The 24,173-nt window shown below is 72.3% G+C and carries 22 protein-coding genes; 13 read left to right on the top strand and 9 right to left on the bottom strand.

The window, feature by feature from the left end; genetic code table 11:
- The first annotated feature begins 127 nt into the window (after positions 1 to 127).
- Genes pdhA through ABEA34_RS13085 form a run of 3 tightly spaced genes read left to right on the top strand, consistent with a single transcriptional unit; the run spans position 128 to position 3,617 of the window.
- Positions 128 to 1,252 (top strand): pyruvate dehydrogenase (acetyl-transferring) E1 component subunit alpha, encoded by a 1,125-nt coding sequence (pdhA, locus tag ABEA34_RS13075; protein WP_345522789.1) that lies wholly within the window; start codon positions 128 to 130, stop codon positions 1,250 to 1,252.
- Positions 1,249 to 2,235, top strand: a complete 987-nt coding sequence (locus ABEA34_RS13080; RefSeq protein WP_345521734.1) for an alpha-ketoacid dehydrogenase subunit beta — start codon at positions 1,249 to 1,251, stop codon at positions 2,233 to 2,235. Before pdhA ends, ABEA34_RS13080 begins: the two co-directional genes overlap by 4 nt.
- Positions 2,236 to 2,249: 14 nt before the next feature.
- Positions 2,250 to 3,617, top strand: a complete 1,368-nt coding sequence (locus ABEA34_RS13085) for a dihydrolipoamide acetyltransferase family protein (RefSeq protein WP_345521735.1) — start codon at positions 2,250 to 2,252, stop codon at positions 3,615 to 3,617.
- A gap of 3 nt (positions 3,618 to 3,620) precedes the next feature.
- Here the strand turns inward: ABEA34_RS13085 and ABEA34_RS13090 are convergent, their stop codons facing one another.
- Together ABEA34_RS13090 and ABEA34_RS13095 are read right to left on the bottom strand one after the other, a co-directional pair.
- Complete coding sequence (locus ABEA34_RS13090; RefSeq protein WP_345521736.1) at positions 3,621 to 4,502, bottom strand: patatin-like phospholipase family protein; 882 nt, start codon at positions 4,500 to 4,502, stop codon at positions 3,621 to 3,623.
- A 10-nt stretch (positions 4,503 to 4,512) separates the two neighbouring features.
- Positions 4,513 to 5,328, bottom strand: a complete 816-nt coding sequence (locus tag ABEA34_RS13095) for an SDR family oxidoreductase (protein ID WP_345521737.1) — start codon at positions 5,326 to 5,328, stop codon at positions 4,513 to 4,515.
- Positions 5,329 to 5,397: 69 nt separating this feature from the next.
- Here ABEA34_RS13095 and ABEA34_RS13100 point away from each other — a divergent pair, with 69 nt between their 5' ends.
- A complete protein-coding gene (locus tag ABEA34_RS13100) occupies positions 5,398 to 5,532 on the top strand; it encodes a hypothetical protein (protein ID WP_345521738.1) in 135 nt (44 codons plus the stop codon).
- A gap of 3 nt (positions 5,533 to 5,535) precedes the next feature.
- Here ABEA34_RS13100 and ABEA34_RS13105 read toward each other — a convergent pair whose 3' ends face one another.
- Positions 5,536 to 7,026 (bottom strand): carboxyl transferase domain-containing protein, encoded by a 1,491-nt coding sequence (locus ABEA34_RS13105; RefSeq protein WP_345521739.1) that lies wholly within the window; start codon positions 7,024 to 7,026, stop codon positions 5,536 to 5,538.
- A gap of 54 nt (positions 7,027 to 7,080) precedes the next feature.
- On the opposite strand from ABEA34_RS13105, the gene ABEA34_RS13110 reads away from it, so the two are divergent.
- Positions 7,081 to 7,638 (top strand): nitroreductase family protein, encoded by a 558-nt coding sequence (locus tag ABEA34_RS13110; RefSeq protein ID WP_345521740.1) that lies wholly within the window; start codon positions 7,081 to 7,083, stop codon positions 7,636 to 7,638.
- Here ABEA34_RS13110 and ABEA34_RS13115 read toward each other — a convergent pair.
- Complete coding sequence (locus tag ABEA34_RS13115; RefSeq protein ID WP_345521741.1) at positions 7,635 to 8,612, bottom strand: NAD-dependent epimerase/dehydratase family protein; 978 nt, start codon at positions 8,610 to 8,612, stop codon at positions 7,635 to 7,637. The genes ABEA34_RS13110 and ABEA34_RS13115 overlap by 4 nt on opposite strands.
- 72 nt (positions 8,613 to 8,684) lie before the next feature.
- On the opposite strand from ABEA34_RS13115, the gene ABEA34_RS13120 reads away from it, so the two are divergent.
- Positions 8,685 to 9,689 (top strand): LLM class flavin-dependent oxidoreductase, encoded by a 1,005-nt coding sequence (locus tag ABEA34_RS13120; RefSeq protein WP_345521742.1) that lies wholly within the window; start codon positions 8,685 to 8,687, stop codon positions 9,687 to 9,689.
- On the opposite strand, the gene ABEA34_RS13125 is transcribed toward ABEA34_RS13120, so the two are convergent.
- The 4 genes from ABEA34_RS13125 to ABEA34_RS13140 form a co-directional block, all read right to left on the bottom strand.
- Positions 9,686 to 11,122: a M1 family metallopeptidase gene (locus ABEA34_RS13125; RefSeq protein WP_345521743.1), complete on the bottom strand. Its 1,437-nt coding sequence runs from the start codon at positions 11,120 to 11,122 to the stop codon at positions 9,686 to 9,688. The genes ABEA34_RS13120 and ABEA34_RS13125 overlap by 4 nt on opposite strands.
- On the bottom strand, positions 11,119 to 11,685 hold the full coding sequence (locus ABEA34_RS13130) for an RNA polymerase sigma factor (RefSeq protein ID WP_345521744.1): 567 nt from the start codon (positions 11,683 to 11,685) through the stop codon (positions 11,119 to 11,121). The genes ABEA34_RS13125 and ABEA34_RS13130 overlap by 4 nt, the downstream gene beginning before the upstream one ends.
- A 76-nt stretch (positions 11,686 to 11,761) precedes the next feature.
- Complete coding sequence (locus ABEA34_RS13135) at positions 11,762 to 12,583, bottom strand: ABC transporter permease (protein ID WP_345521745.1); 822 nt, start codon at positions 12,581 to 12,583, stop codon at positions 11,762 to 11,764.
- Entirely contained in the window at positions 12,580 to 13,476 is an 897-nt protein-coding gene (locus ABEA34_RS13140) for an ABC transporter ATP-binding protein (protein ID WP_345521746.1), read from the bottom strand. Before ABEA34_RS13140 ends, ABEA34_RS13135 begins: the two co-directional genes overlap by 4 nt.
- A 124-nt stretch (positions 13,477 to 13,600) precedes the next feature.
- Here ABEA34_RS13140 and ABEA34_RS13145 point away from each other — a divergent pair, with 124 nt between their 5' ends.
- Positions 13,601 to 15,052: a serine/threonine-protein kinase gene (locus ABEA34_RS13145; protein ID WP_345522790.1), complete on the top strand. Its 1,452-nt coding sequence runs from the start codon at positions 13,601 to 13,603 to the stop codon at positions 15,050 to 15,052.
- A 4-nt stretch (positions 15,053 to 15,056) separates the two neighbouring features.
- Here ABEA34_RS13145 and ABEA34_RS13150 read toward each other — a convergent pair whose 3' ends face one another.
- Complete coding sequence (locus ABEA34_RS13150; RefSeq protein WP_345521747.1) at positions 15,057 to 15,698, bottom strand: hypothetical protein; 642 nt, start codon at positions 15,696 to 15,698, stop codon at positions 15,057 to 15,059.
- A gap of 129 nt (positions 15,699 to 15,827) precedes the next feature.
- Between ABEA34_RS13150 and ABEA34_RS13155 the strand changes: the two genes are divergently transcribed.
- From ABEA34_RS13155 to ABEA34_RS13180, 6 genes are all read left to right on the top strand, one after another.
- Positions 15,828 to 17,279, top strand: coding sequence for a DHA2 family efflux MFS transporter permease subunit (locus ABEA34_RS13155; RefSeq protein ID WP_345521748.1), 1,452 nt, complete (start codon positions 15,828 to 15,830; stop codon positions 17,277 to 17,279).
- Positions 17,280 to 17,918: 639 nt separating this feature from the next.
- Positions 17,919 to 19,202, top strand: a complete 1,284-nt coding sequence (locus tag ABEA34_RS13160; RefSeq protein WP_345521749.1) for an HNH endonuclease — start codon at positions 17,919 to 17,921, stop codon at positions 19,200 to 19,202.
- 47 nt (positions 19,203 to 19,249) lie between these two features.
- Positions 19,250 to 20,764 (top strand): amidohydrolase, encoded by a 1,515-nt coding sequence (locus ABEA34_RS13165; protein ID WP_345521750.1) that lies wholly within the window; start codon positions 19,250 to 19,252, stop codon positions 20,762 to 20,764.
- Between the two features lie 90 nt (positions 20,765 to 20,854).
- Positions 20,855 to 22,354, top strand: coding sequence for an arylsulfatase (locus ABEA34_RS13170; protein ID WP_345521751.1), 1,500 nt, complete (start codon positions 20,855 to 20,857; stop codon positions 22,352 to 22,354).
- Positions 22,355 to 23,293, top strand: coding sequence for a formylglycine-generating enzyme family protein (locus tag ABEA34_RS13175; RefSeq protein WP_345521752.1), 939 nt, complete (start codon positions 22,355 to 22,357; stop codon positions 23,291 to 23,293).
- Positions 23,290 to 24,171, top strand: coding sequence for an HAD family hydrolase (locus ABEA34_RS13180; RefSeq protein ID WP_345521753.1), 882 nt, complete (start codon positions 23,290 to 23,292; stop codon positions 24,169 to 24,171). The genes ABEA34_RS13175 and ABEA34_RS13180 overlap by 4 nt, the downstream gene beginning before the upstream one ends.
- Positions 24,172 to 24,173 lie beyond the last annotated feature (2 nt).

Consider the following 24,173-nt stretch of genomic DNA (forward strand, 5'->3'; position numbering starts at 1 on the left):
CCACCCCCGCGTCCCGATGTCCCGGATCCTCATGACCTCGGCACGCGGAGACCCCGCCGACGCCGGTGACCTCGAAGGAGTGCGCGTGACCCAGCAGCCAGCAGGAGACGGCTTCGGCCCGGACCTCGTGGAGGTCTTCGGTCCCTCCCAGCAGGACGGCGGGCCCGAGCTCGTCCAGCTCCTGACCCCGGAGGGTGAGCGGGTCCACCACCCCGAGTTCGACCTCGACTTCTCCGCCGAGCAGGTCCGCGGCTTCTACCGCGACATGGTGCTGACCCGCCGGATCGACGTCGAGGCCACCGCGCTCCAGCGGCACGGCGAGCTCGGCATCTGGGCCCAGCTGCTCGGGCAGGAGGCCGCGCAGATCGGCGCCGGCCGGGCGCTGCGCCCGCAGGACTTCGTCTTCCCGACCTACCGCGAGCACGGCGTCGCGTGGTGCAAGGGCGTCGACCCGCTCGACCTGCTCGGTCTCTTCCGCGGCGTCGACCAGGGCCGGTGGGACCCGGCCGAGAACAACTTCGGTCTCTACACGATCGTGATCGGCGCGCAGACGCTGCACGCGACCGGCTACGCCATGGGCATGCAGCGCGACGGCGTCGTCGGCACCGGCGACCCGGACCGCGACGCGGCCGTCATCGCCCACTTCGGTGACGGAGCGTCCTCGCAGGGCGACGTCAACGAGGCCTTCATCTTCGCGGCGTCCTACAACGCCCCGGTGGTCTTCTTCTGCCAGAACAACCAGTGGGCCATCTCCGAGCCCATCGAGCGCCAGACCCGGATCCCGCTCTACCAGAGGGCGCTGGGCTTCGGCTTCCCCGGCGTACGCGTCGACGGCAACGACGTGCTCGCGACGTACGCCGTCACGCAGGCCGCTCTCCAGCGGGCTCGCGACGGCCAGGGCCCGACCTTCGTCGAGGCGTACACCTACCGGATGGGCGCGCACACCACGACCGACGACCCGACCCGCTACCGGCTCTCCGACGACCTCGAGCGCTGGAAGCTCAAGGACCCGATCGCCCGGGTCGAGGTCTACCTGCGGCGCAACGGCCTGGCCGACGACGAGTTCATCGCCTCGGTGCAGGCCGAGGCCGACGACCTCGGTGCCCGGCTGCGCGACGGCTGCAAGGCCCTGCCGGACCCGTCGCCGCTGTCGATCTTCGACCACGTCTACACCGAGATGACCGAGGAGCTCGAGCAGCAACGAGCCGGCTTCGAGGCCTACCTCGAGAGCTTCGAGGGGGCACGGGCATGAGTGACACGCAGAAGATCACGCTCGCGAAGGGCCTCAACATGGGCCTGCGGCGCGCGATGGAGGACGACCCCAAGGTCCTGCTCATGGGCGAGGACGTCGGCAAGCTCGGCGGCGTCTTCCGGATCACCGACGGCCTGCAGAAGGACTTCGGCGAGGACCGGGTCATCGACAGCCCGCTGGCCGAGTCCGGCATCGTCGGCACCGCGGTCGGCCTCGCGCTGCGCGGCTACCGCCCGGTCGTGGAGATCCAGTTCGACGGGTTCGTCTACCCGGCGTACGACCAGATCGTCTGCCAGGTCGCGAAGATGACCTTCCGCAGCCAGGGCAAGTCCAAGATGCCGATGGTCATCCGGATCCCCTTCGGTGGCGGCATCGGCGCGGTCGAGCACCACAGCGAGTCGCCGGAGGCGCAGTTCGCGCACACGCCCGGCCTCAAGGTGGTCGCGTGCTCCAACCCGGTCGACGGCTACTGGATGATCCAGCAGGCCATCGCCTGCGACGACCCGGTCGTCTTCCTCGAGCCCAAGCGGCAGTACCACGCCGACAAGGCCGAGCTCGACGACACCGCGACGCCCGAGCCGCTCTTCACCTCGCGCGTCGTACGCCGGGGCTCCGACGTCACCGTGCTCGCCTACGGCCCGACGGTGAAGACCGCGCTGAAGGTCGCCGAGGCGGCCGCCGGCGAGGGGAAGTCGGTGGAGGTCATCGACCTGCGCACGCTCTCGCCGCTCGACATGGCCCCGGTCTACGAGTCGGTCCGCCGCACCGGCCGCGCGGTCATCACCCACGAGGCGCACGTCAACCTCGGCATGGGCGCGGAGGTCTCCGCTCGGATCACCGAGGAGTGCTTCTACTCGCTCGAGGCGCCGGTGCTCCGCGTCGGCGCGTTCGACACGCCCTACCCGCCGTCGCGGATCGAGGAGGACTACCTCCCCGACCTGGACCGGGTGCTGGACGCCGTCGACCGTTCGCTCGAGTACTGAGGCAGGGAGTCCCGATGAGTGAGTTCAAGCTGCCCGACGTGGGCGAGGGCCTGACCGAGGCCGAGATCGTGGGCTGGAAGGTCAAGGTCGGCGACGTCGTCGCGATCAACGACATCATCGTCGAGATCGAGACCGCGAAGTCGATCGTCGAGCTGCCGTCGCCGTACGCCGGCACGGTGACCGCGCTGATGGTGTCCGAGGGAGAGATGGTCCCGGTCGGCACGCCGATCATCGCCATCGGCGACCCCGCGGCCGCGGAGCCCGAGATCGACCTGTCCAACCCGGCCGCCTCGGGCGGCGGCGAGGGCGAGTCGCTGGTCGGCCGCAACAAGGCCGACCGGGGCCCGGTCCGGCGCGCGCGCAAGGTCGCGTCGGGCGCGATGGCCGCCCACATGCAGGCGCAGGCCGCGTTCGAGTCCGGTGCGGCCCCGATGGTCGAGGCGGAGGACGAGCCCGAGCCCGCCGTACCGTCGACTCCTGCTCCTGCCGCGCCGGTCGCCGTACGCACGCTGGCGAAGCCGCCCGTGCGCAAGCTGGCCAAGGACCTCGGGGTCGACCTCTCGACGCTGACGCCGACGGGGCGCGACGGGACCGTCTCGCGAGACGACGTCCACGCTGCCGCGGGGTCGACGGTGGTCGAGGAGGTGGCGCAGCAGCCGTCTCGGACCCCCGTCGTTGCCGGGGAGCGGGAGACCCGGGAGCCGATCAAGGGCGTCCGCAAGATGATGGGCCAGGCGATGGTGAGCTCCGCGTTCACGATCCCGCACGTCACCGAGTGGGTGACCGTCGACGTGACCCGCACGATGGAGCTCGTCGACCGGCTGCGGACCCGGCGCGAGTGGCGCGACGTGAAGGTGTCGCCCCTGCTGGTGCTCGCGCGCGCCGTGATGCTCGCGATGCGGCGTACGCCGGAGATCAACTCGGTGTGGGACGAGCCGGCCGGCGAGGTCGTCTTCAAGAGCTACGTCAACCTCGGCATCGCCGCGGCGACCCCGCGCGGGCTGGTGGTGCCCAACGTCAAGGACGCCCAGGACCTGTCGCTGATGGAGCTCGCCTCGGCGTTCAACGCCCTGGTCGCGACGGCCCGCGACGGCAAGACGCAGCCCGCCGAGATGAGCGGGGGGACGTTCACGATCACCAACGTCGGCCCGTTCGGCGTCGACGGCGGCACCCCGATCATCAACCCGGGGGAGTCCGCGATCCTGTGCTTCGGTGCCATCAAGAAGGCGCCGTGGGTGGTCGAGGACGAGATCGTCGTGCGTCAGGTGTGCACGCTCTCGCTGTCCTTCGACCACCGCCACATCGACGGCGAGAAGGGCTCGCGGTTCCTCGCCGACGTGGCCGGCATCCTGGAGGACCCGGCCTCGGCGCTGCTCTTCTGAGCCTCAGTGGCCGGAGGCGTCCAGTGCCTCGGCGGTGAGGCGCTGGCCGAGCTCGATCATCTCGGTGACCCGGTGGAAGTCGAGCGAGCGCGCGGCGGAGACCGGGACCGTGACGAGCACGTCCGGCGGCAGGCCGGCCATCCGGTAGCGGGCGATCAACCCCTGCATCGCGTCCATCGAGAGACCGACGACGTCGGAGATCCGCAGCGGGTCGGGCTCGACCGGCTCGGGCTCGACGTCCTCGCGCTCGCGGCCGACCGTACGGCGCACCCGGTCCACGAGCTCCTCGCGCCAGGTCGGTGTGGCCGGCTCGCGGGCCGGGCTGCTGGGGTCCTTGGCGCTGCGGTCGCCCTGCAGTGAGATCGCGATGGTGAGGTCCGCAGCGGACGCGGCCGTGGGCTCGATGGGGACGGGGTTCATCAGGCCCCCGTCCGCCAGCAGGCGGCCGTTCATGACCACCGGCGTGATGACGCCCGGGATCGCGATCGAGGCGCGGACCGCGGACAGCAGCGGGCCGCGCTGGAACCAGACCTCGCGACGGGCGCGCAGGTCGGTGGCGACCGCGGTGAACGCCATCGGCAGGTCCTCGATCAGCTGCTGGCCGATCAGGTCCTCGACCTCGGCGAAGATCCGGTTGGCGGCGATCGCGCCGCCCGCCGACCACTTCGGGTCGAGGAGCCGGAGGATCTCGCGCTGCTTCAGGTTGCGGACCCACTCGGTGTACTGGTCGAGCGCGCCGGCGGCGTACAGGCCCCCGACCAGGGCGCCCATCGACGAGCCGGCGACGGCGATGACCTCGTGCCCGCGGGACTCGATCTCGGCGATCGCGCCGATGTGGGCGTAGCCGCGCGCACCGCCGGAGCCGAGGACGAGGGCGACGCGCACACCGTCGAGCCTACGGCTCGATGCCGGAGACCTCCCAGCCCTGCGGGGCGATCGGGTGCAGGATCGCGTCGGTGCCGCCGTCGACGTAGATCACCGAGCCGACGATGTTGGCGGCTCCGTCGGACAGCAGGAAGCAGATCGTCGCGGCGACCTCCTCAGCCCTGCCGGTCCGGCCGATCGCGTTGGGGTAGGCGTCGATGTGCGGACCGAAGACCGGGTCGGCGCGCATCTCGGCGACCATCGGGGTCTCGGTCGCCCCGGGGGCGACCGAGTTGAGCCGGATGCCGGCGCCTGCCCACTCGGGCTTCACGCCCTCGCGCCGCGCCCACCACGCGAGCCCGGCCTTGCTCGCCGGGTAGACCATGACCGACTCCACCTTCGCGGCCTCCGCGCGCGCCAGCGCCTCGTCGCCGCGCAGGCAGGCCTGGGCGACGGCGGCGTTCCAGCCGGGCATGCCGGTGATGGAGTTGGAGGCGAGCAGCACGACGCCCGCGCCGCCCTCGGCCGCACCGCGCGTGAGCTCGTCGTGGAGCCCGGTGACCAGGGCGATCGCCCCGAAGAAGTTGATCGACACCAGCAGCGCCGAGTCGACGCCCGTGCGCCCGGTGATCCCGGCCGCCGGCACCAGCCCGTGCAGGACGTCGGTGCGCTTCCGTACGCCGGCCACCGCCGCCGCACGACCCTCGGGCGTCGCCAGGTCGGCGGTCACCTCGACGCTGGTGCCGGGCCGGTCGATGCCGATCACCCGGTGGCCCTGGTCCCGGAGCATCGCGGTCGTGGCCGCCCCGATCCCCGATGCGGCCCCGCTCACGGCGTACGTCCTCATGGCCGGAACTGTAACGCGTTCTAGTGGTAGCCCGGGTGCCCTTCGCTGCCGCCCAGCCGCTCGGCGACCTTGCCGGGCCTCGCCTGGCTGCTGGGACGCCGTACCGACGACGAGCCGCGCCGCTACCGGATCGTGCTGGCCGCGGTGACGGCGTACGGCGCGGCCGCCCTCGTGGTGCTCGTCCTCAACCTGGCCCGCGTCTAGGGCTCATGCGTAGCGGCGGGCCCGGTCGGCGGGGGAGCCGGGACCGGACTCGAGCAGCGCCGCGAGCTCGTGCTCGAGCACGGCGCCCACCCGCTGGCAGAACGCCTCGGGCTCGTCGGCGGCGTCGGGCAGCTCGGCGACGATCCGGTCGACGATGCCGCGGTCGCGGAGGTCGAGGGCACGGACCTTCTGGGAGCGGGCCATCTCGGGTGCGTGGTCGAGGTCGCGGTGCACGATCGCGCTCGCGCCCTCGGGCGGCAGCGGCGACAGCCAGGCGTGCTGCGCGGCGATCACCCGGTCGGCGGGCAGGAACGCCAGGGCCCCGCCGCCGTTGCCCTCGCCGAGCATCAGGCACAGGGTCGGCGCGGCGAGCGTCACCAGCTCGTTGAGGCAGCGGGCGATCTCGCCGGCCATGCCGCCGTTCTCGGCCTCGGCCGACAGTGCGGCCCCGCGGGTGTCGATCACGGTCACGAGCGGCAGCCCGAGGTCGGCGGCCAGCTTCATGCCGCGCTGGGCCTCGCGCAGTGCCTCGGGACCCATCGGGTGCTCCGCGGTCTGGCCGCGACGGTCCTGGCCGAGGAACACGCACGGCGCCTGGCCGAAGCTGACGAGCGCGAGCAGCAGCCCGGGGTCCCGCTCGCCCTGGCCCGTGCCGTTGAGCGGGATCACGTCGCTGGCGGCGTACTTCAGCAGCCGTCGTACGCCGGGCCGGTCGGGCCGCCGCGACCGCGTGACCGCGTCCCACGTCTCGACGTCGGGGAGCGGGGTGAGCGGCACCGGGTCGGGCACGGGGCTGATGCCGTGCCGCGGGGCGAGCAGGATCGACAGCGCCCGGTCGAGGATCCCGGCGACCTCCTCCGGCGGCAGGACCGCGTCGAGGATCCCGTGCGCGTACAGGTTCTCCGCCGTCTGGACGCCCTCCGGGAAGGGCTTGCCGTAGAGCGCCTCGTAGACGCGCGGCCCGAGGAACCCGATCAGGGCGCCGGTCTCGCCGACCGTCATGTGGCCGAGCGACCCCCACGACGCCATCACGCCGCCGGTCGTGGGGTGGCGGAGGTAGACGAGGTACGGCAGCGCCGCGGCCTTGTGCGCCGCCACCGCCTGGGTGATTCGGACCATCTGCACGAACGCCGGCGTCCCCTCCTGCATGCGGGTGCCGCCGCTGATCGGGCCGGCGAGCAGCGGCAGCCCTTCGCGGGTGGCGCGCTCGATCGCCGCGACCAGGCGGTCCGCGGAGGCTCGGCCGATCGACCCCGCGAGGAACCGGAACTCACCCATCACGACCGCCACCCGCCGACCGTGCATGAGCCCCTCGCCGGTCAGCACCGACTCGTCGACGCCGCTCTTCTCCCGCGCGGCGGCGAGCTCGGCGACGTACGCCTCCGAGATCTCGCCGTACGACGGCGGCACGTCCCACGAGCTCCAGGAGCCCTCGTCGAGGACCAGGTCGATGAGCTCGGCGGCCGAGAGCCGTGCGGGCGTCGGGGCGTTCATCAGCGCAGGTTAGCCGCTCGGGAATACCGCCGCGGCGAGTCGGGCTCGGACTGCATGGACGAACCCCGGATCCTGCCGCTGCTGCGCGAGCGCCGCAGCGTCCGTGAGTACGACGAGACCCACGAGCTCGGCAGCGCCGATCTCGCGAGCCTGCTCGAGGCGGCCCGCTGGGCGCCGTCGGCCGGCAACTCGCAGCCCTGGGCCTTCCTGGTCGGCCGGCGCGGCGACGCCGCGCACGAGGCCTTCGTCCCGCTGCTGGCGCCGAGCGTGCGGCGGTGGGCGCCGGCCGCCTCGGCGCTGGTCTTCACGCTCCACCAGGTCGCGTCCGGACCCGAGGAGGACGCGCTCGTCTACTCCGACTACGCGGCCTACGACCTCGGTCAGGCCGTGGCGCAGCTCTGTGTCCAGGCGGGCGCGCTCGGGCTGTCGTGCCACCAGTTCGCGGCCTTCGACCACGACGGCCTGGCGGGGGTCGCCGGCGTGCCGGCGCACTGGTCGGTCACGACCGGCATCGCGGTCGGGCGGGGGATCGTGAGCGACCTGGCACCCCGCACCCGCCGTCCGCTCGCCGAGATCGCGTACGGCGCCCGCTTCGGGGAGCCGGTGCTCTAGCGACCGGCCCAGGCGGCGAGCAGCTCGGCCTCCCGCTCCCGGCTGATCCCGGTGACCTTCGCGTCCGGCGTCGCCCGCAGCCAGGCGAGCGTCTCACGGGCGGTGTCGGCGACCGGGCGGGTGACCAGGCCCGCGTCGTACGACGGCGTCGCGTCGTGCGCCGTCATCCCGTCGTACTCCGGTCGTGGCAGCCAGAGAGGCAGGCTGTCCGGGCCGGCCCAGGGCTCCACGCCCTGCTCGGTCAGGAAGTCCTGCGGCACCCAGACCAGCTCGACCTCCGCGTCGCAGCCCGCGGCGACCTCGGAGAGCACCGCGCTCATCGTCGTGGTGCGCCCGACGCCGTCGTAGTCACCCACCAGCCGCACCTCGGCGGCGTCGACGATCCAGGTCGCGAGGTCGTGGACGTCGATGACCTGCGTGCTGTCCTCCGGGCGACCGGGCGCCAGCACCGTCCCACCGTCCGCCATCCGCGACGGCCAGTAGGTGAACCGGCCGCTCGGGTCGCCGGGGCCGACGATCAGGCCGGGCCGGATGACCGTCGCCGACGCCGCTCCGGAGCGCACGATCTGCTCGCAGGCGACCTTCATCGGCCCGTAGGCCTCCATGTCCACCGCGAGGTCGACGTCCTCGTGGAGGGCGTCGCGCAGCGGCAGCGTCCCGGGACGGCCGCCCGGCGTCGACTCGTCCGAGTAGACGTTGACGGTCGAGACGAAAACCCAGTGGGCACTGGGGAATGCCGCCACGGCCGTCCGTGTCCAGGACGGGTAGCGGCCGACGTCGACGACCGCCTCGAAGTCGTCGGACAGCTCCCCGGGCGCCGGCTGCGCCCGGTCCCACACGACGAGACGGGCGCCGTCGGGGACCGGCCCCGAGGTGCCCCGGTTGGCGCAGGTGACCTCGTGCCCCCGTCGTACGGCGTCCGCCGCGACCGCCTGGGAGAGGAAGACGGAACCGCCGAGCACCAGGAGCTTCATGTCCGCCACGGTTGCGGGAATGAACCGCGGGGGCAAGCGATTCAGCCCACAGCAGACCGAGAGGAGCAGCAGGTGCTGAGCAGGCTGGGATTCCTGACGATCGGGCTCTTCGACCCCGACGACCCCGGCGCCGGGCACGAGTCGACGCTGCGGATCATCGAGCTCGGCGAGCGGCTCGGCTTCGACAGCGCGTGGCTGCGCCACCGGCACCTGCAGTACGGGATCTCCTCGCCGGTGGCCGTCCTCGCGGCCGCGTCGCAGCGCACCAGCCGGATCGAGCTCGGCACCGCCGTCACGCCGCTCGGGTGGGAGAACCCGCTCCGCCTGGCCGAGGACTGGGCGACGGTCGACGTGCTGTCCGGGGGCCGGCTCAACCCGGGGCTCAGCGTGGGGCCCCCGATGCGGTACGACGAGGTGCGCGACGCCCTCTATCCCGACACCGGCGACGCCGAGGACTTCACCTACACCCGGGTCGAGCGGCTGCTGCGGCTCGTGCGCGGCGAGCCCGCGAGCCCGTTCCGCGGCCGGGAGGGCATCGAGGACTTCTCGGACCGCGTGCAACCGCACTCGCCGGGCCTCGCCTCCCGGATCTGGTACGGCGCGGCCTCGCTCGGCTCCGCCCGGTGGGCCGGCAAGCAGGGCCTCAACCTGCTCACCAGCAGCGTGGTGAAGGCGGAGGAGTCCGAGGACTTCGAGCAGGTCCAGCTCGCCCAGATCCGGGCGTTCCGATCCGCGCACCCGCTCGGCGACCGCGCCCGCGTCTCCCAGGGGCTCGTGGTGATCCCGACCGACGGCGCCTCCGCCGCCCAGGTCGCCCGCTACACGGCGTACGCCGAGGCGCGGCTGCCGCGGACCCGCGAGCCGCAGGGCCCCGCACGGATGATGTTCGCCCCCGACCTGGTCGGCACGGCGGACGAGATCGCCGAGCGGCTCGAGGCCCATGCCGCCTTCCGCGAGGTCGACGAGGTGGCCTTCGCGCTGCCGTTCACCTTCGAGGAGGCCGACTACGTGCAGATCCTCACCGCCATGGCGACCCGGCTGGGTCCGGCGCTGGGGTGGGCGGCCGCGCCGGCCTAGCCCCGCTTCGGCGTGGTCTCGCCGAGCAGCCAGTCGTCGAAGAAGCCGGAGAGGTCCTCGCCGGTCTGGTCCGACCACCAGGACGTGATGTCGTCGTAGTCGGCGTTGCCGTCGTCGTGGGCCTGCGGCCAGGCACGCACGAGCCGCCAGAACTCGTCGTCCCCGAGGCGCTGGCGCAGCTCGTCCCACATCAGCGCGGGTCCGTAGTAGACGTTGCCGCCGCCGAAGGCCTCCGGGTCGTAGTTCGCGGGCGGGCCGTACTCGGCCCGGGTCTCCGCCTCGCCGGGCGCCCACTCGTCCATGACCGACTCGATCGAGGCGCCCTGCCGCTCGGCCGTCCAGGCGCCCTGGATGAACATCGCCATGCCCTCGTTCATCCACACGTCGCGCCAGTCGACCGGCGTCACCTGGTCGCCGTACCACTGGTGCGCCATCTCGTGCACCAGCACGTCCGGCGAGGTGGCGTAGCGCGTGTCGCCGAGCGTGATCATCGTCTGGGTCTCCATGCCGCTCTCCGAGTCGACGACCAGGAAGCCGAGCGTCTTGAAGGGGAAGGGGCCGAGCCGCTTCTCCAGCCAGGCCAGGCCGGCCGGCGCCTCGCGCAGCTTGCGCACCAGGCCCGGGCGCCCGCGCGGGGTCCAGTAGGTCATCGGGACGGACGCCGAGGCGTCCTTGGTCTCGACGAGGTCGCCGATCGCGATCGTGACGAGGTACGACGCCGCCGGCTCGTCCAGCTTCCACCGGGTGACGGTGGCGCCGCCGGCGGTCCGGCGGGAGAGCAGCTGTCCGTTGGCGACCCCGACCCACGGCGCCGGGACCGAGATCGTGAAGGAGTAGAGCGCCTTGTCGGAGGGCTGGTCGTTGACGGCGTACCAGGAGTAGGCGCCGAACGGCTCCTGCATCGTCCAGACCTCGCCGCTGGGTGTCGTCGTCCAGCCGAGGGTGTTGAAGTCGCTGCGCTTCGTCGGTGCGGGCACCGGCTGCGGGCTGCCGTGGTAGTCGATCGCCAGCGCGTAGTGCCCGTCCTCCTGCACGTCGGCGGAGATGACCAGGTCCTTGCCCTGGTGCTCGAAGTCCGCGTCCTCGCCGTCGACCCGGACCTGGTCCACGGTGAGCTCGCCCTCGAGGTCCAGCTGCAGGTGGTCGGCGTCGCCGGTGGCGCGCACCCGGACGGTCTCGTGGCCGGTCATGGTGCGGGTGTCGGGGTCCCAGGCGACGTCGAGGTGGTAGCGCAGCGCGTCCACGCCCGGGTCGCCGACGTCGGGGTAGACCTCGTCCTCGACCGGGGTGCTGGCGCCGGGCGCCGGCTTCGCGGACGTGCTGGTCGAGGGCGACGGCTCGGGGCTGGGTGAGCCGTTGGGCTGGTCGTCCGACGAGGTGCAGCCGGTGAGCAGCAGCGCGCCGGCGACGAGGGCGGCCAGGCCGACCTTCACTCCGAGCCCCGCAGCAGGGGGCGGGCGAGCTTGCGGCCGTGGTGGATCTGCGCCTTCACGGTGCCCAGCGGGAGACCGAGCAGGTGGGCGATCTCGTCGTACGGCATCCCGTAGACGTCGCGCAGCAGCAGCGGCTCCACGAACTGCGGGTGGTCCCGCTCGATGGTCTCCATCGCCTCGAGCAGGTCGAGGCGGGTGCCGGCGATGACGCTGGTGGTGCGCGGGTCCGGGCGGTCGACCCCGGCGTACTCCATCGGGTCGCGCGGTGTGGCCTGGTTCTTCATCCGGCGGTAGGTCGAGCGCGCGCTGTTGAGCGCGACCACGTGCATCCAGGTGGTGAACCTGCCCTGGCCGTTCCAGGAGCCGATCTTGTTGGCGATGTTGAGCAGCGCCTCCTGGCAGGCGTCCTCGGCGTCCGGCAGGTGGGGGAGCACGCCCCGGCAGACGTTGAGCGCTCGCGGCCGGATGGTCGCCAGGAGGCTCTCGAGCGCGTCCCGGTCGCCGCCCTGCGCGCGCCGCGCCAGCTCGTCGATCTCGTCCGGTCCCAGACCTTCGGTCGCCATGAACGCACCCTTCCCCGATGTCTGCACATTGTGCAGGCACCGGGGAAGGGTGACCCAACCGTGATGGTCGAGCGTGCTACTTGACCTCGGACCGGAGCACCATCCGCAGGCCGACGGCCAGCGGGATGACGAGCCAGACGATGCTGGTGACGCCCAGCTGGGCCCACTGCTCGCCCGTCAGCGTGTCGTTGAAGAGGTTGCCCTGGGCGAAGTTGAAGTCGACCCACGGCTGCAGGTCCTTGAACCAGTCCTGGCTGGCCGCCAGCACCATCGACAGGGTCGGCAGCACGAAGGAGTAGACGAAGTACGCGACGATCGCGCCCGCCGAGTTGCGGATGACGATGCCGAGCATGAAGCCCACCAGGAGGCCGAGCACGTTGGCCAGGACGATGTTGGCGAGGATCGCCGGGCCGTCGTCCCAGACCCGGTCGGTGCCGGTGATCATCGGGCCGATCAGGTTGCCGACCGCGCCGATGGCGAAGGCCAGCAGCATGGAGACGACGCCGATGCCGACCGCCACGATGGCCTTGGCCAGGATCGTCCGCCCGCGGTGCGGGACCAGGGTGAAGGTCGTGAGCCCGGTGCGCTGGCTCCACTCGCCGGTGACGGACAGGACGGCGATCATCGGCAGGATCACCGCCATCGGGAAGCCGACGGCGCCGGCGAACGTGTCGTAGGTCAGCTCGTCCGACGGCGCGAAGAGCAGCACGGCGCCGGTCGCGAGGACCGCGACGATGCCGATGCTCGCGAGGAGCCAGAAGCCCGAGCGGGTGTCGAACGACTTGCGCAGCTCGACGGACAGGAGCCGGGACATGGGGATCCGGGCCGGTGCGGGTCGCGCCGCGCGGGTCACCTCGGCGACGGTGTCGACCGTGCCCTCGATGGTGGAGGCGCTCATGCTGCTACTTCCTCTCGCTGGGTCTCTGCGGTGAGCTCGAGGAACATCTCCTCGAGCCCGGCGCCGTCGGCGGCGCGGAGCTCGGTCAGGGCGACCCCGGCGGCCAGGGCCACCTGGCCGACGACGTCGGTGTCGGCGTCGACGCGGAGCGCGTCGGTCATCTCCGAGAACTCGAGGCCGGCGTCGGCCAGCGCCCGGGTCAGCACGGGCACGTCGCGGGTGCGGACCAGCGTGCCCGCGGAGGCGAGCAGCTCGGCCTTCGTGCCCTGGGCGACGATCTTGCCGTTGCCGATGACCACCAGGTCGTCGGCGATGACCTCGATCTCGTGCAGCAGGTGCGACGAGAGCAGCACGGTGCCGCCCCGGTCGGCGTACCCGCGCAGCAGGTCGCGCATCCAGCGGATGCCGGCGGGGTCGAGGCCGTTGGCCGGCTCGTCGAGGATCAGGACCTCGGGGTCGCCGAGCAGGGCCGTGGCGATGCCGAGCCGCTGGCGCATGCCGAGCGAGTAGTTGCGGACCCGGCGGCCCGCCTCCTCGTCGGTCAGGCTGACCCGCTCGAGCATCTCGTCGACCCGGCGGGCCGGGAGGCCCATGGTGCGCTGGGCGATCGTCAGGATCTCGCGGCCGGTGCGGCCGGCGTGCTGGGCGGAGGCGTCGAGCAGGACGCCGACCTCCAGCCCGGGGTTGGGCAGGTCCGCGAAGCGGCGGCCCGCGACCTCGGCGTACCCGGACGTGGGGGGCGTGAGGCCCACCATGATCCGCATGGAGGTGGACTTCCCGGCGCCGTTGGGCCCGAGGAAGCCGGTGACGCGGCCGGGCCGCGCCGTGAAGCTGACATCGTCGACGGCGGTGAAGCCGCCGTACTTCTTGCTGAGTGACTCGACCTTGATCATGGTGATGAGCCTCGCGGCCGGGAGGGGTCGCCCACATCGGGGACACGGGGCACCTGATCCCTGAGCCGACCCCGAGTCCTCTCGGGGTCGGACCCTGGGGCCGGGACATAATGCGGTCGTGCCCATGCCCGCCCGTCTCGGTCGCTACGCGGTGCGCCGACGCATCGGCGCGGGCGCGTTCGCGACGGTCTGGCTCGCGTACGACGAGCAGCTCGACTCGCCGGTCGCGGTCAAGGTGCTGGCCGAGAACTGGAGCGAGGACCTCGCCGTCCGCCAGCGGTTCCTGGAGGAGGGGCGCTTCCTCCGCAAGGTGGAGTCCCCCCACGTCGTCACCGTGTACGACGCCGGCGAGCTCGACGACGGGCGGCCCTACCTGGTGATGTCGTACGCCGACCAGGGGACGCTGGCCGACCGGCTCGAGATCGACGGGCTGACGCCGGCGCAGGCCCTCGAGGTGGTGCGCGAGATCGGCGCCGGGCTGCAGACGCTGCACGAGCGCGGCGTGCTGCACCGCGACCTCAAGCCCGCCAACGTGCTCTTCCGGTCGATCGACGGCCGGGTCCGGGCGATGGTCGCCGACCTCGGCCTGGGCAAGTCGATGGAGGTGTCGTCGCGGCTGACGGTCATCGCGGGGACGCCGTCGTTCGTCGCGCCGGAGCAGGCGCAGGGGGAGCCGCTGGACCGGCGCGCGGACCTCTACTCGCTGGCGGCGCTGACCTACCTGATGCTCGCCTCCCGGGCGGCGTTCTCCCACGCGTCCCTCTCGGCTGCCGCGGCACCGGGGCCGCCGCCGCCGCTGTCGACGCCGGAGCGGCCGTTCCCGCCGGAGGTGGAGTCCGTGGTCGCGCGCGGGCTCGCCGCCGACCGGGAGCAGCGGTGGCCGGACGCGGCGTCGTACGTCGGCGCGCTGGAGTCGGCGCTCGGCCCGCTCGCCGGAGACATCGGGGAGCCGTGGCTGCCGCTCGACCCGCACCTGACGCAGCTCGGCGCGCCGCCGTCGATCAAGGTCGACGACACCCCGCTGCCCGAGCCGACGCCACCGCGGCGGGTGAGGCGATGGCTGCTCGGGACCGTGGCCGCCGTCGTCGTGCTCGCGGCGTCGGGGGTCGGCGGCTACGTCGTCGCGCACCGCGGGGACCCCGAGGTGACGGTGACCGACGACGAGTCCTCGATCAGCGTGACCGTCCCGCGGGCGTGGGACCGGCACGTCGCGACGGACGGGTGGCGGCCGGAGGGCGCCGACGGCGACCTTCCTGCGGTCTCGCTCGGCACCGCCGGTGGTTGGACGGACCCGCAGTCCGGCGCCCAGGGCGTCTTCGCCGGGATCCTGCCCGGCGACGAGCTGCCCGCCCAGCTGCCGCAGCACCCCGAGTGCGGGCAGGCCGGCTCGCGGGTCCCGGACAACGGCCAGCTCGGCCCGTCGGCGACCGTCGTCTACAGCGACTGCCCGGGCGGGGTGACCGTCGAGCGCGTCATCCAGGTCACCGAGGACCAGCTCCTCTGGGTGCAGGTGCGCAGCCACGACCGCGGCACCGCCAACCGCGTGCTCGACGACGTCGCCGTCCACGGCATGTGAGCGGTCAGTAGGCAGCGGACGCCGAGACCCGCTCGAGCAGGTCGGCCATGCCCGCGCGGTCGGTCTCCCGCCCGGTCGTCGCGATGGCGGCGTACGCCTGGCTCGATCCGCTCCGCGGCAGCCACCGCTCCATGCTCACGCGCTGGTGGCCGTTGTCGAGGTAGGTCGCGGTGAACCCCTCGTCCGTGCGGCTCTCGATCACGAGGTGCTCGAGGTCGCCGTTGCTCTCGGCGTCCTCGAGGGCGTTGATCCGGCTCTGGAGGGCGACCTTGAGCGAGATGCGGTTGGTGACGAGGCCGACCCGGAGCAGGTACGTGTTCCTGGGGTTCTCCGGGACGGCGAAGTTCCACGCGTCCCTGCCCTCCAGCGGCGCCCGCCGCCACCCGTCCGGCACGGACGCGGTCATCGGCATCCCGCCGGCGTTGAACTTCGCCGTGTGCAGCGGCAGGCCGGTCGCCAGCGGGGCGAGACCCGGGTCGGGCAGCACGACGTACTCGTTGACGGGGTAGGACGGCGAGACGGCCGGGACGGGCTCGGCGCCGACGAGGTCCAGCGGCTGCTCCAGGGTCGCCCGACCCACGGCGTACCCCACGGCGCCCCCGACCAGGACGAGCGCGAGCGCCAGCCCGATCCAGCGCACCCTCATGCGGCACACCGTATCCGGCGGCCCTGACCGGACGCCGATGAGTCGAGGAGCTCCGGCTGGTCTGTCGATTTCGTGGTCCCCCGTTCGTGGAAGGGGTGACGGAACCCCTTCCCTCCAGGAGACAAGCCGATGAACGACGTCAAGACCCGCTGGCTGGCGCTCTACGTGCTGTGCCTGGGCGACCTCATGATCGTGCTCGACTCGAGCATCGTGAACGTGGCCCTCCCGTCCATCCAGTCCGACCTGGGCTTCTCCCAGTCGGCGCTCGCGTGGGTGGTCAACGCCTACCTGCTGACGTTCGGCGGGTTCCTGCTCCTGTCGGGCCGCCTGGGCGACCTGCTCGGCAACCGCCGGGTGTTCCTCGGCGGGGTCGTCGCGTTCGTGGTCGCCTCGGTGGCGTGCGGGCTCGCGCCGACCGCCGGGCTGCTCGTCGCCGGCCGCGCGGTCCAGGGCCTGGGCGGAGCGGCCGTCTCCGCGGTCGCGCTGTCGCTGATCGTCGAGCTCTTCCAGGACCCGGCCGAGCGGGCCAAGGCGATGGGCTTCTTCGGGTTCGTGATGTCGGGCGGCGGCGCCGTCGGCGTACTCCTCGGGGGCGTGCTGACCGGCCTCTTCTCCTGGCACTGGATCTTCCTGGTCAACGTCCCGATCGGGGTCGGCGTCTTCGTCGCGGCCCGCCGGGTGCTGCCCACCGACGAGGTCGTGGCGCAGCGTGGTCGCATCGACGTGCTCGGCGCGGTCCTCGTGACGGCTGCGCTGATGCTGTCGGTCTACGGCATCGTCGAGAGCGAGCCGTGGCTGATCGTCGGCAGTGTCATCCTCCTCGCCGTCTTCGTGCTGCGGGAGTCGCGGGTGGCCGAGCCGCTGGTGCCGCTGCGCCTCTTCCGGCTGCGCAACGTCGTCGTGTCGCAGGTCGTCGGGGTGCTGTGGGCGGCCGCGATGTTCGCGTGGTTCTTCCTCGCCGCGCTCTACCTCCAGCAGGTGCTGGGGTACGACGCCCTCGAGGTCGGTCTCGCCTTCGTGCCGACGAGCGTGGTGATGGCCTACTGCTCGCTGCGCGTCTCCGACAAGCTGGTGCTGCGCTTCGGCATCCGCCCGCCGCTGGTGGTCGGTCTCCTGCTGGCCGCGGTCAGCCTGGCGCTCTTCTCCCGGGCACCTGTCGACGGGCACTTCCTGGTCGACGTGCTGCCGTCGATGCTGCTGCTCGGCGCCGGTGCCGGCATCGCCTTCAACCCCGTGCTGCTCGCCGCGATGGGCGACGTCGAGCCGCACGAGTCCGGGCTCGCCTCGGGCGTCGTCAACACGTCCTTCATGATGGGCGGCGCCCTCGGCCTCGCCGTGCTGGTCAGCCTCTCGTCCTCCCGCACGTCGTCGCTCCTTGCCGACGGCGCCGGCTCCCTCGAGGCGCTCAACGGAGGCTTCCAGCTCGCCTTCGGCGCCGGCGCCTGCTTCGCCGCCCTCGCGGCCCTCGTCGGCGGGGTCTTCCTGCGGCCCAAGCCCATGGCGATGCCCGACGACGAGTCGGGCTCCCCGGTGGTCGAGCAGCGAGCGCCAGCGAGCGTCGTCGAGACCCCGGAAGGCTGACCGTGGCCTGCGGGTGGTCAGTGGTGGCAGACCGAGAGGCAATTACGCGGGTACGGCGGTCTCGGGTCCGCTTCTCGGTGGTCGAGCAGCGAGCGCCAGCGAGCGTCGTCGAGACCCCGGAAGGTTGACCGTGGGCTGCGGGTGGTCAGTGGTGGCAGACCGATAGGCAGCTACGCGGGTACGGCGCGCGCGGGTCGGCGCCGCTCGCCGGCTTGCCGGTTTCCGGTGGTCGAGCAGCGAGCGCCAGCGAGCGTCGTCGAGACCCCGGAAGGCTGACCGTGGCCTGCTGGTGGTCGGTGGTGGCAGACCGACAGGCAGCTACGCGGGCACGGCGCGCGCGGGTCGGCGCCGCCTCCCGGCTTGCCGGTTTCCGGTGGTCGAGCAGCGAGCGCCAGCGAGCGTCGTCGAGACCCCCGCAAGGCTGACCGTGGCCTGCTGGTGGTCAGTGGTGGCAGACCGACAGGCAGCTACGCGGGCATGGCGGGCTCGGGTCGGCGCCGCCTCCCGGCTTGCCGGCACCCCGGTGGTCGAGCAGCGAGCGCCAGCGAGCGTCGACGAGACCCCCGCACCCAACTCGCTGACCAAGAAAAGTCCTGGATTCAGACTTGTCATTCGAACACACGTTCGATACAATGAGACATGGCCACGCCCTTCGTCCCCGACACCGCCACCACGGCGGCGCCCACGGACGAACGCGCCCTCCTCGACCAGATCCGTGAGCTCGAGGACACCAAAGCCCGGATCGCAGCAACCCAGGCCGAGCTCACCGTGCAGCTCGACCACCTCGTTCGCGCCCGTCACGCCCAGGACCGCATCCCCGCTGCTCGGCAGGGCCGCGACGTCGCCGGGCTCATCGCATTCGCCCGCCGCGAGTCCCCCGCGAAGGGATCCCGGCTGTTGGGGCTGGCGCACGCCCTTACCGAACAACCCCACCTGCACGCCGCAATGCGCGCCGGCGTCATCTCCGAGTGGCGCGCCACGCTCATCGCCCGCGAGACCTCCTGCCTGTCCCGTCAGGACCGGGCGCTGGTCGATGCGGAGATCTGCCAGCCAGCTCCGGACGGCACCTACCCGTTCCACGGGTGGGGCGACCGCAGACTGACCGCGGAGACCCAGAAGGCCGTCATCCGCATCGATGCCCAAGCCGTCGTCAACCGCCGGTCCAAGGCGGAAGCGGACCGCCACGTCTCCATGCGGCCCGCACCCGACACCATGGCCCGCCTCTCCGCCCTGCTGACCGCGAAGCAGGGTGTCGCGGTGTGGGCGACGCTGACCCGGATCGCGGACCAAGCCAGGTCCGCCGGCGACCCCCGCACCCGTGGGCAGGTCATGGCGGACACCCTCGTGGAGCGCATCACCGGCCTCGCAGACGCCACCGCCATCCCCGTCGTCGTGAACGTGGTGATCTCCGACCAGGCCCTCCTCGGCGACAGCGTCGAGCCCGCCTGGCTCCACGGCTACGGACCCCTCCCCGCCGACGCGGTCGACCCGGAGCACCTGACTGCGATCCGGCGGCTCTACGCCAAGCCCGCCACCGGGTCCCTGGTCGCGATGGAATCCGTGGCCCGGGAGTTCCCCACTGCATTGGCCCGGTTCATCGAGCTCCGCGACCGCACCTGCCGCACTCCTTGGTGCGACGCTCCCATCCGCCACCGCGACCACGCAGAAGACCACGCCACCGGCGGCCCCACCACCAGCATCAACGGCCAAGGGCTGTGCGAGCACTGCAACCACACCAAGCAAGCACCCGGCTGGCGCAGTCGACCCCTCAACGGACCACCCGACCAACGCCACACCATCGAGACCCGGCTGCCCACCGGCCACACCATGAGGTCGACCGCGCCACCGACACCGACACCATCGACGACCAGGCAGATCAGCCCCGCGGAGACCTACCTCCTCGAAGTCGTCCTCGCCGCCTGACCCCCGGGGCGACGAGTGCCACCACCCTCCGCGCTAGCGTGCGGCGCGTGAGCAACCTGCTGATCCGCAACGCCCGCCTGGTGCCGCTCGGTGCCGGGGAGAGCACCCCCGACGGACCGGTCGACATCGCCATCGCGCGCGGCGTGGTCACGGGCGTCGGCCCGGGCCTGGACCGACCCAACGGCGTGGAGGAGATCGACGCGGGCGGCCGCTGGGTGATCCCGGGGCTCTGGGACCAGCACACGCACCTGGCCCAGTGGACGCTGTCGTCGCAGCGGCTCGACCTCGCTGGCGCGCGCTCGCCCGAGGACGCGACCAGGGCGGTCGCGCAGCGGATCGCCGACTACCCCGACCTCCCGGTGATCGGGTGGGGCCACCGATCGGCCGGGTGGGACCGCGAGGTGACCGTCTCCGAGCTCGACGCGGTGTCGGGGGATACGGCCGTGGTGCTGATCAGCGGCGACGGGCACCACGCGTGGCTGAACACGACGGCGCTGCTGCACTTCGCGATGCCGGTGCGGGACTCGGTGGTCCGGGAGACGGAGTGGTTCGCGGCGTACCCCCGCCTGGTCACGCTGGTCGGCAACGACGGCACGTCGCCCGAGGCCTACCGCCGGATGCTCGACGAGGCGGCGGGGCGCGGGATCGCCGGGCTGGTGGACTTCGAGTTCGGCGCGGGCATCGAGGAGTGGTCGGAGCGGTGGGTGCAGGACTGCGACCGCCTGCGAATCCGCGCGGCGACGTACGCGCACATGCTCGACGGCGTGATCGCCGCCGGCCTCCGCACCGGCGACCCGCTGCCGGGCTGCGACGACCGCGCGACCATGGGGCCGCTCAAGATCATCAGCGACGGTTCGCTCAACACCCGGACGGCCTGGTGCTGCGAGCCGTACGGCGACGCGCACAAGCTCGAGTACCCGGCCGGCCAGCCGAACCTCTCCGGCGCCGAGCTGCGCGAGCAGCTCGGCCGCGCGCACGCCGCGGGTCTGGAGATCGCCACCCACGCGATCGGCGACGCGGCCGTGCGGGAGGCGCTGGCGGCGTACGCCGACACCCGCGCCCGCGGGTCCATCGAGCACGCGCAGATGGCCCGACGCGACGACGTACGCCGGATGGCGGAGCTCGGCATCCGCGCGAGCGTGCAGCCGGCGCACCTGCTCGACGACCGCGACCTGACCGACAAGATCTGGGGCGAGCGCGCCGAGCGCTGCTTCGCCTTCCGCTGGATGCTGGAGGACGGCGTGGAGCTGGCGCTCGGCTCCGACGCCCCGGTGTCACCACTGGACCCGTGGCTGGCGATGGCCGCCGCCGTGCACCGCAGCGCCGACGAGCGGGGACCGTGGCACGGCGAGCAGGCGCTCTCCGTCCGCGAGGTGCTCGCGGCCTCGGTCGACGGCCAGCCGACGGTCGGCGCGGGCTCACGAGGCGACGTGGTGCTCCTCGACCGCGACCCGCTGCTGCGCGACCTGGACGCCGCCGACACGGCCGACCTGGGCGCCGCCCTGCGCTCGATGCCCGTGGCGCTGACGGTCGTCGCCGGCCGGATCGTCACCGAGCGCTAATCACACGGAACGGGCGAGCCGGAGCCCGTCGGAGGCGGTTACGTTGCGGATCCAGGGCCGGGAAGCGGGCCCCGTTCCGAGGAGCGACACGTGTCCGACAAGCCGAACATCCTCATCATCTGGGGCGACGACATCGGGATCAGCAACCTGAGCTGCTACAGCGACGGCCTGATGGGCTACCGGACACCCAACATCGACCGGGTCGCCCAGGAGGGCGTGAAGTTCACCGACTCCTACGGTGAGCAGAGCTGTACGGCGGGCCGCGCGGCGTTCATCACCGGCCAGAATCCCTACCGCACCGGCCTGACCAAGGTCGGCATGCCGGGGGCCGACCTCGGCCTGCGCGCGGAGGACCCGACCATCGCCACCGCGCTCAAGGACATCGGCTACGCGACCGGTCAGTTCGGCAAGAACCACTTCGGGGACCGCGACGAGTTCCTGCCGACCATGCATGGGTTCGACGAGTTCTTCGGCAACCTCTACCACCTCAACGCCGAGGAGGAGCCGGAGCAGTTCGACTACCCGACCGAGGAGGAGTTCCCGGACTTCAAGAAGCGGTTCGGGCCCCGCGGCGTGATCCACTCGTGGGCCAACGGCGACGGCACCCAGCGCATCGAGGACACCGGCCCGCTCACCAAGGAGCGGATGAAGACGATCGACGACGAGGTCGTCCCCGAGGCGCTGCGGTTCATGTCCGACGCGCAGGAGAGCGACACCCCGTTCTTCGTGTGGCTCAACACCACGCACATGCACTTCCGCACCCACATCAAGGACGGCAGCCGCGGCAAGGCCGGGCGGTGGCAGTCGGAGTACCACGACACGATGGTCGACCACGACGAGCTGGTCGGCTCGGTGCTCGACTTCCTCGACGACAACGGGCTCGCCGACAACACGATCGTCATGTACTCCACCGACAACGGCCCGCACATGAACAGCTGGCCCGACGCGGGCATGACGCCCTTCCGCAACGAGAAGAACTCCAACTGGGAGGGCGCCTACCGGGTCCCCGCGATGGTGCGCTGGCCCGGTCACATCCCGGCTGGTGAGGTCCGCAACGGGATCATCAGCCACAACGACTGGTTCGTCACCCTGCTGGCTGCGGCCGGCGACACGGACGTGGCGGAGCGGCTCAAGGCCGGGACCGAGCTGGCCGGTACGTCGTACCAGGTGCACCTCGACGGCCACAACCAGCTCGACTACATCACCGGTGCTGCCGACGTGAGCCCGCGCAAGCACTTCTTCTACGTGACCGACGACGGCGACCTCGCCGGGATGCGCTTCGACAACTGGAAATTCGTCTTCCTCGAGCAGCGCACCACCGGAACGCTCGCCATCTGGCTGAACCCGTACGTCGAGCTGCGCGCGCCCAAGATCTACAACCTGCGCACCGACCCCTTCGAGAAGGCCGAGGGCACCTCGAACACCTACTACGACTGGATGCTCGACCACGTCTGGCTGCTGATCCCGGCGCAGACCTACGTCGCAGAGATGCTGAAGAGCTTGATCGACTTCCCACCCCGGCAGACGCCGGCCACCTTCAGCGTCGACCAGGTGATGGCGAAGCTCAAGGCCGGCATGCCGAACAGCTAGATGCAGGTCGACCTGCCGGGTGGCACCTTCACGATGGGCTCCGACGACCACTACCCGGAGGAGGCGCCGACCCACCGCGTGCGCGTCGACGCCTTCTCGATCTCCGCGACGGCGGTGACCAACGCCGAGTTCGCGGCCTTCGTGGAAGCCACGGGCTACGTCACCGTCGCCGAGCGTGACCTCGACCCGGCCGACTACCCCGGCGCGCCGCCCGAGAACCTGCAGCCGGGGTCGATGGTCTTCGTGCCCACCAGGGGACCGGTCGATCTGCGTCACCTGAGCCAGTGGTGGCGGTGGAAGCCGGGTGCGTCCTGGCAGCACCCGAACGGCCCGAGGAGCGACATCGAGAAGCGGCTCGACCACCCCGTCGTCCACGTCTCCCACGAGGACGCCGCGGCGTACGCCGACTGGGCCGGCGCCGCCCTGCCGACCGAGGCGGAGTGGGAGTACGCCGCCCGCGGCGGTCTCGAGGGTGCGCCGTACACCTGGGGTGACGAGGTCCGGCCCGGCGGGAAGATCATGGCGAACACCTGGGACGGGCCGGACTTCCCGTGGCGCAGCAGCGGGGAGAGCGGCTTCCTGCGCACGGCGCCGGTCGGCAGCTTCCCCGCCAACGGTTACGGCCTCTTCGACATGGCGGGCAACGTCTGGGAGTGGACCGACGACTGGTGGACGGAGCGCCACCCGCCGGACGTCGAGAAGCCCTGCTGCATCCCGAGCAACCCGCGCCCAGGCGCCCGTGAGCAGAGCTACGACCCGGCGCAGCCGCAGTTCGCCATCCCGCGCAAGGTGGTCAAGGGCGGTTCGCACCTCTGCGCCGACAGCTACTGCCTGCGCTACCGACCGGCCGCGCGCCGGCCCCAGATGATCGACACCGGCACCAGCCACCAGGGCTTCCGGTGCGTACGACGACCCGCGAGACAGGAGCAGCCCGCATGAGCGACGAGATCCTCCCTTCGTGGCGACCCGGCGCGACCCGGGACGCGATCGTGGCCTTCCTCGACGCCGCAGCCGAGGTGCCGGTCCAGCGCCGCGTCGCGTGCTTCGACAACGACGGGACGCTGTGGTCCGAGAAGCCGAGCTACGTGCAGCTGGACTTCTTCGTCGACGCCATGAAGCGCGCCGTGCGCGACGATCCCAGTGCCGCCGAGCAGCCGGAGTTCGCCGCCCTGATCAGCGGCGACCAGGCGGCCATCGGCGAGATCGGGCTCGAGCGGATCGCGCACGCGCTGACCGGTCTCTTCGAGGGCATCTCGCCCGAGGACTTCACCGCGCGCGTGCACGAGTTCATGGCGAAGGGCACGGCCCGCACCTACCGGCCGATGCTCGAGCTGATCGACGAGCTGCGCCGGCGGGAGTTCACCGTCTGCGTCGTCACCGGCGGCGGCACCGAGTTCGTCCGGGCGATCAGCCACGACCTGTACGGCGTACCTCCGGAGGACGTGGTGGGGAGCCTGATCGGCTACGAGTTCGTCCCGACCGACGCCGGCGGCCCCGGGCTGCGGCGCACGAACGAGCTGGCCTCGGCCGCCAACGAGGGCGCGGCCAAGGTCAACAACATCCAGATGCAGCTCGGGCGGCGCCCCATCTTCGCGGCGGGCAACTCCGGTGGTGACCGGGAGATGCTCGAGTGGGCCACCGGTGGGGACGGTCCGACGCTCGCGGTCCTGCTCGACCACGACGACGCCGACCGCGAGACGGCGTACGTCAGCTCGGCGGTGACCTTCGCCGACCCGGAGCCGATCACGGCGGTCGGAGCCCGCCTCGGCTGGACCGTCGTCAGCATGCGGGACGACTGGGCCGCCGTCTGGACGTGACC

Origin of the sequence: Nocardioides conyzicola, from assembly GCF_039543825.1 — a bacterium.
GTDB classification, from domain to species: domain Bacteria; phylum Actinomycetota; class Actinomycetes; order Propionibacteriales; family Nocardioidaceae; genus Nocardioides; species Nocardioides conyzicola.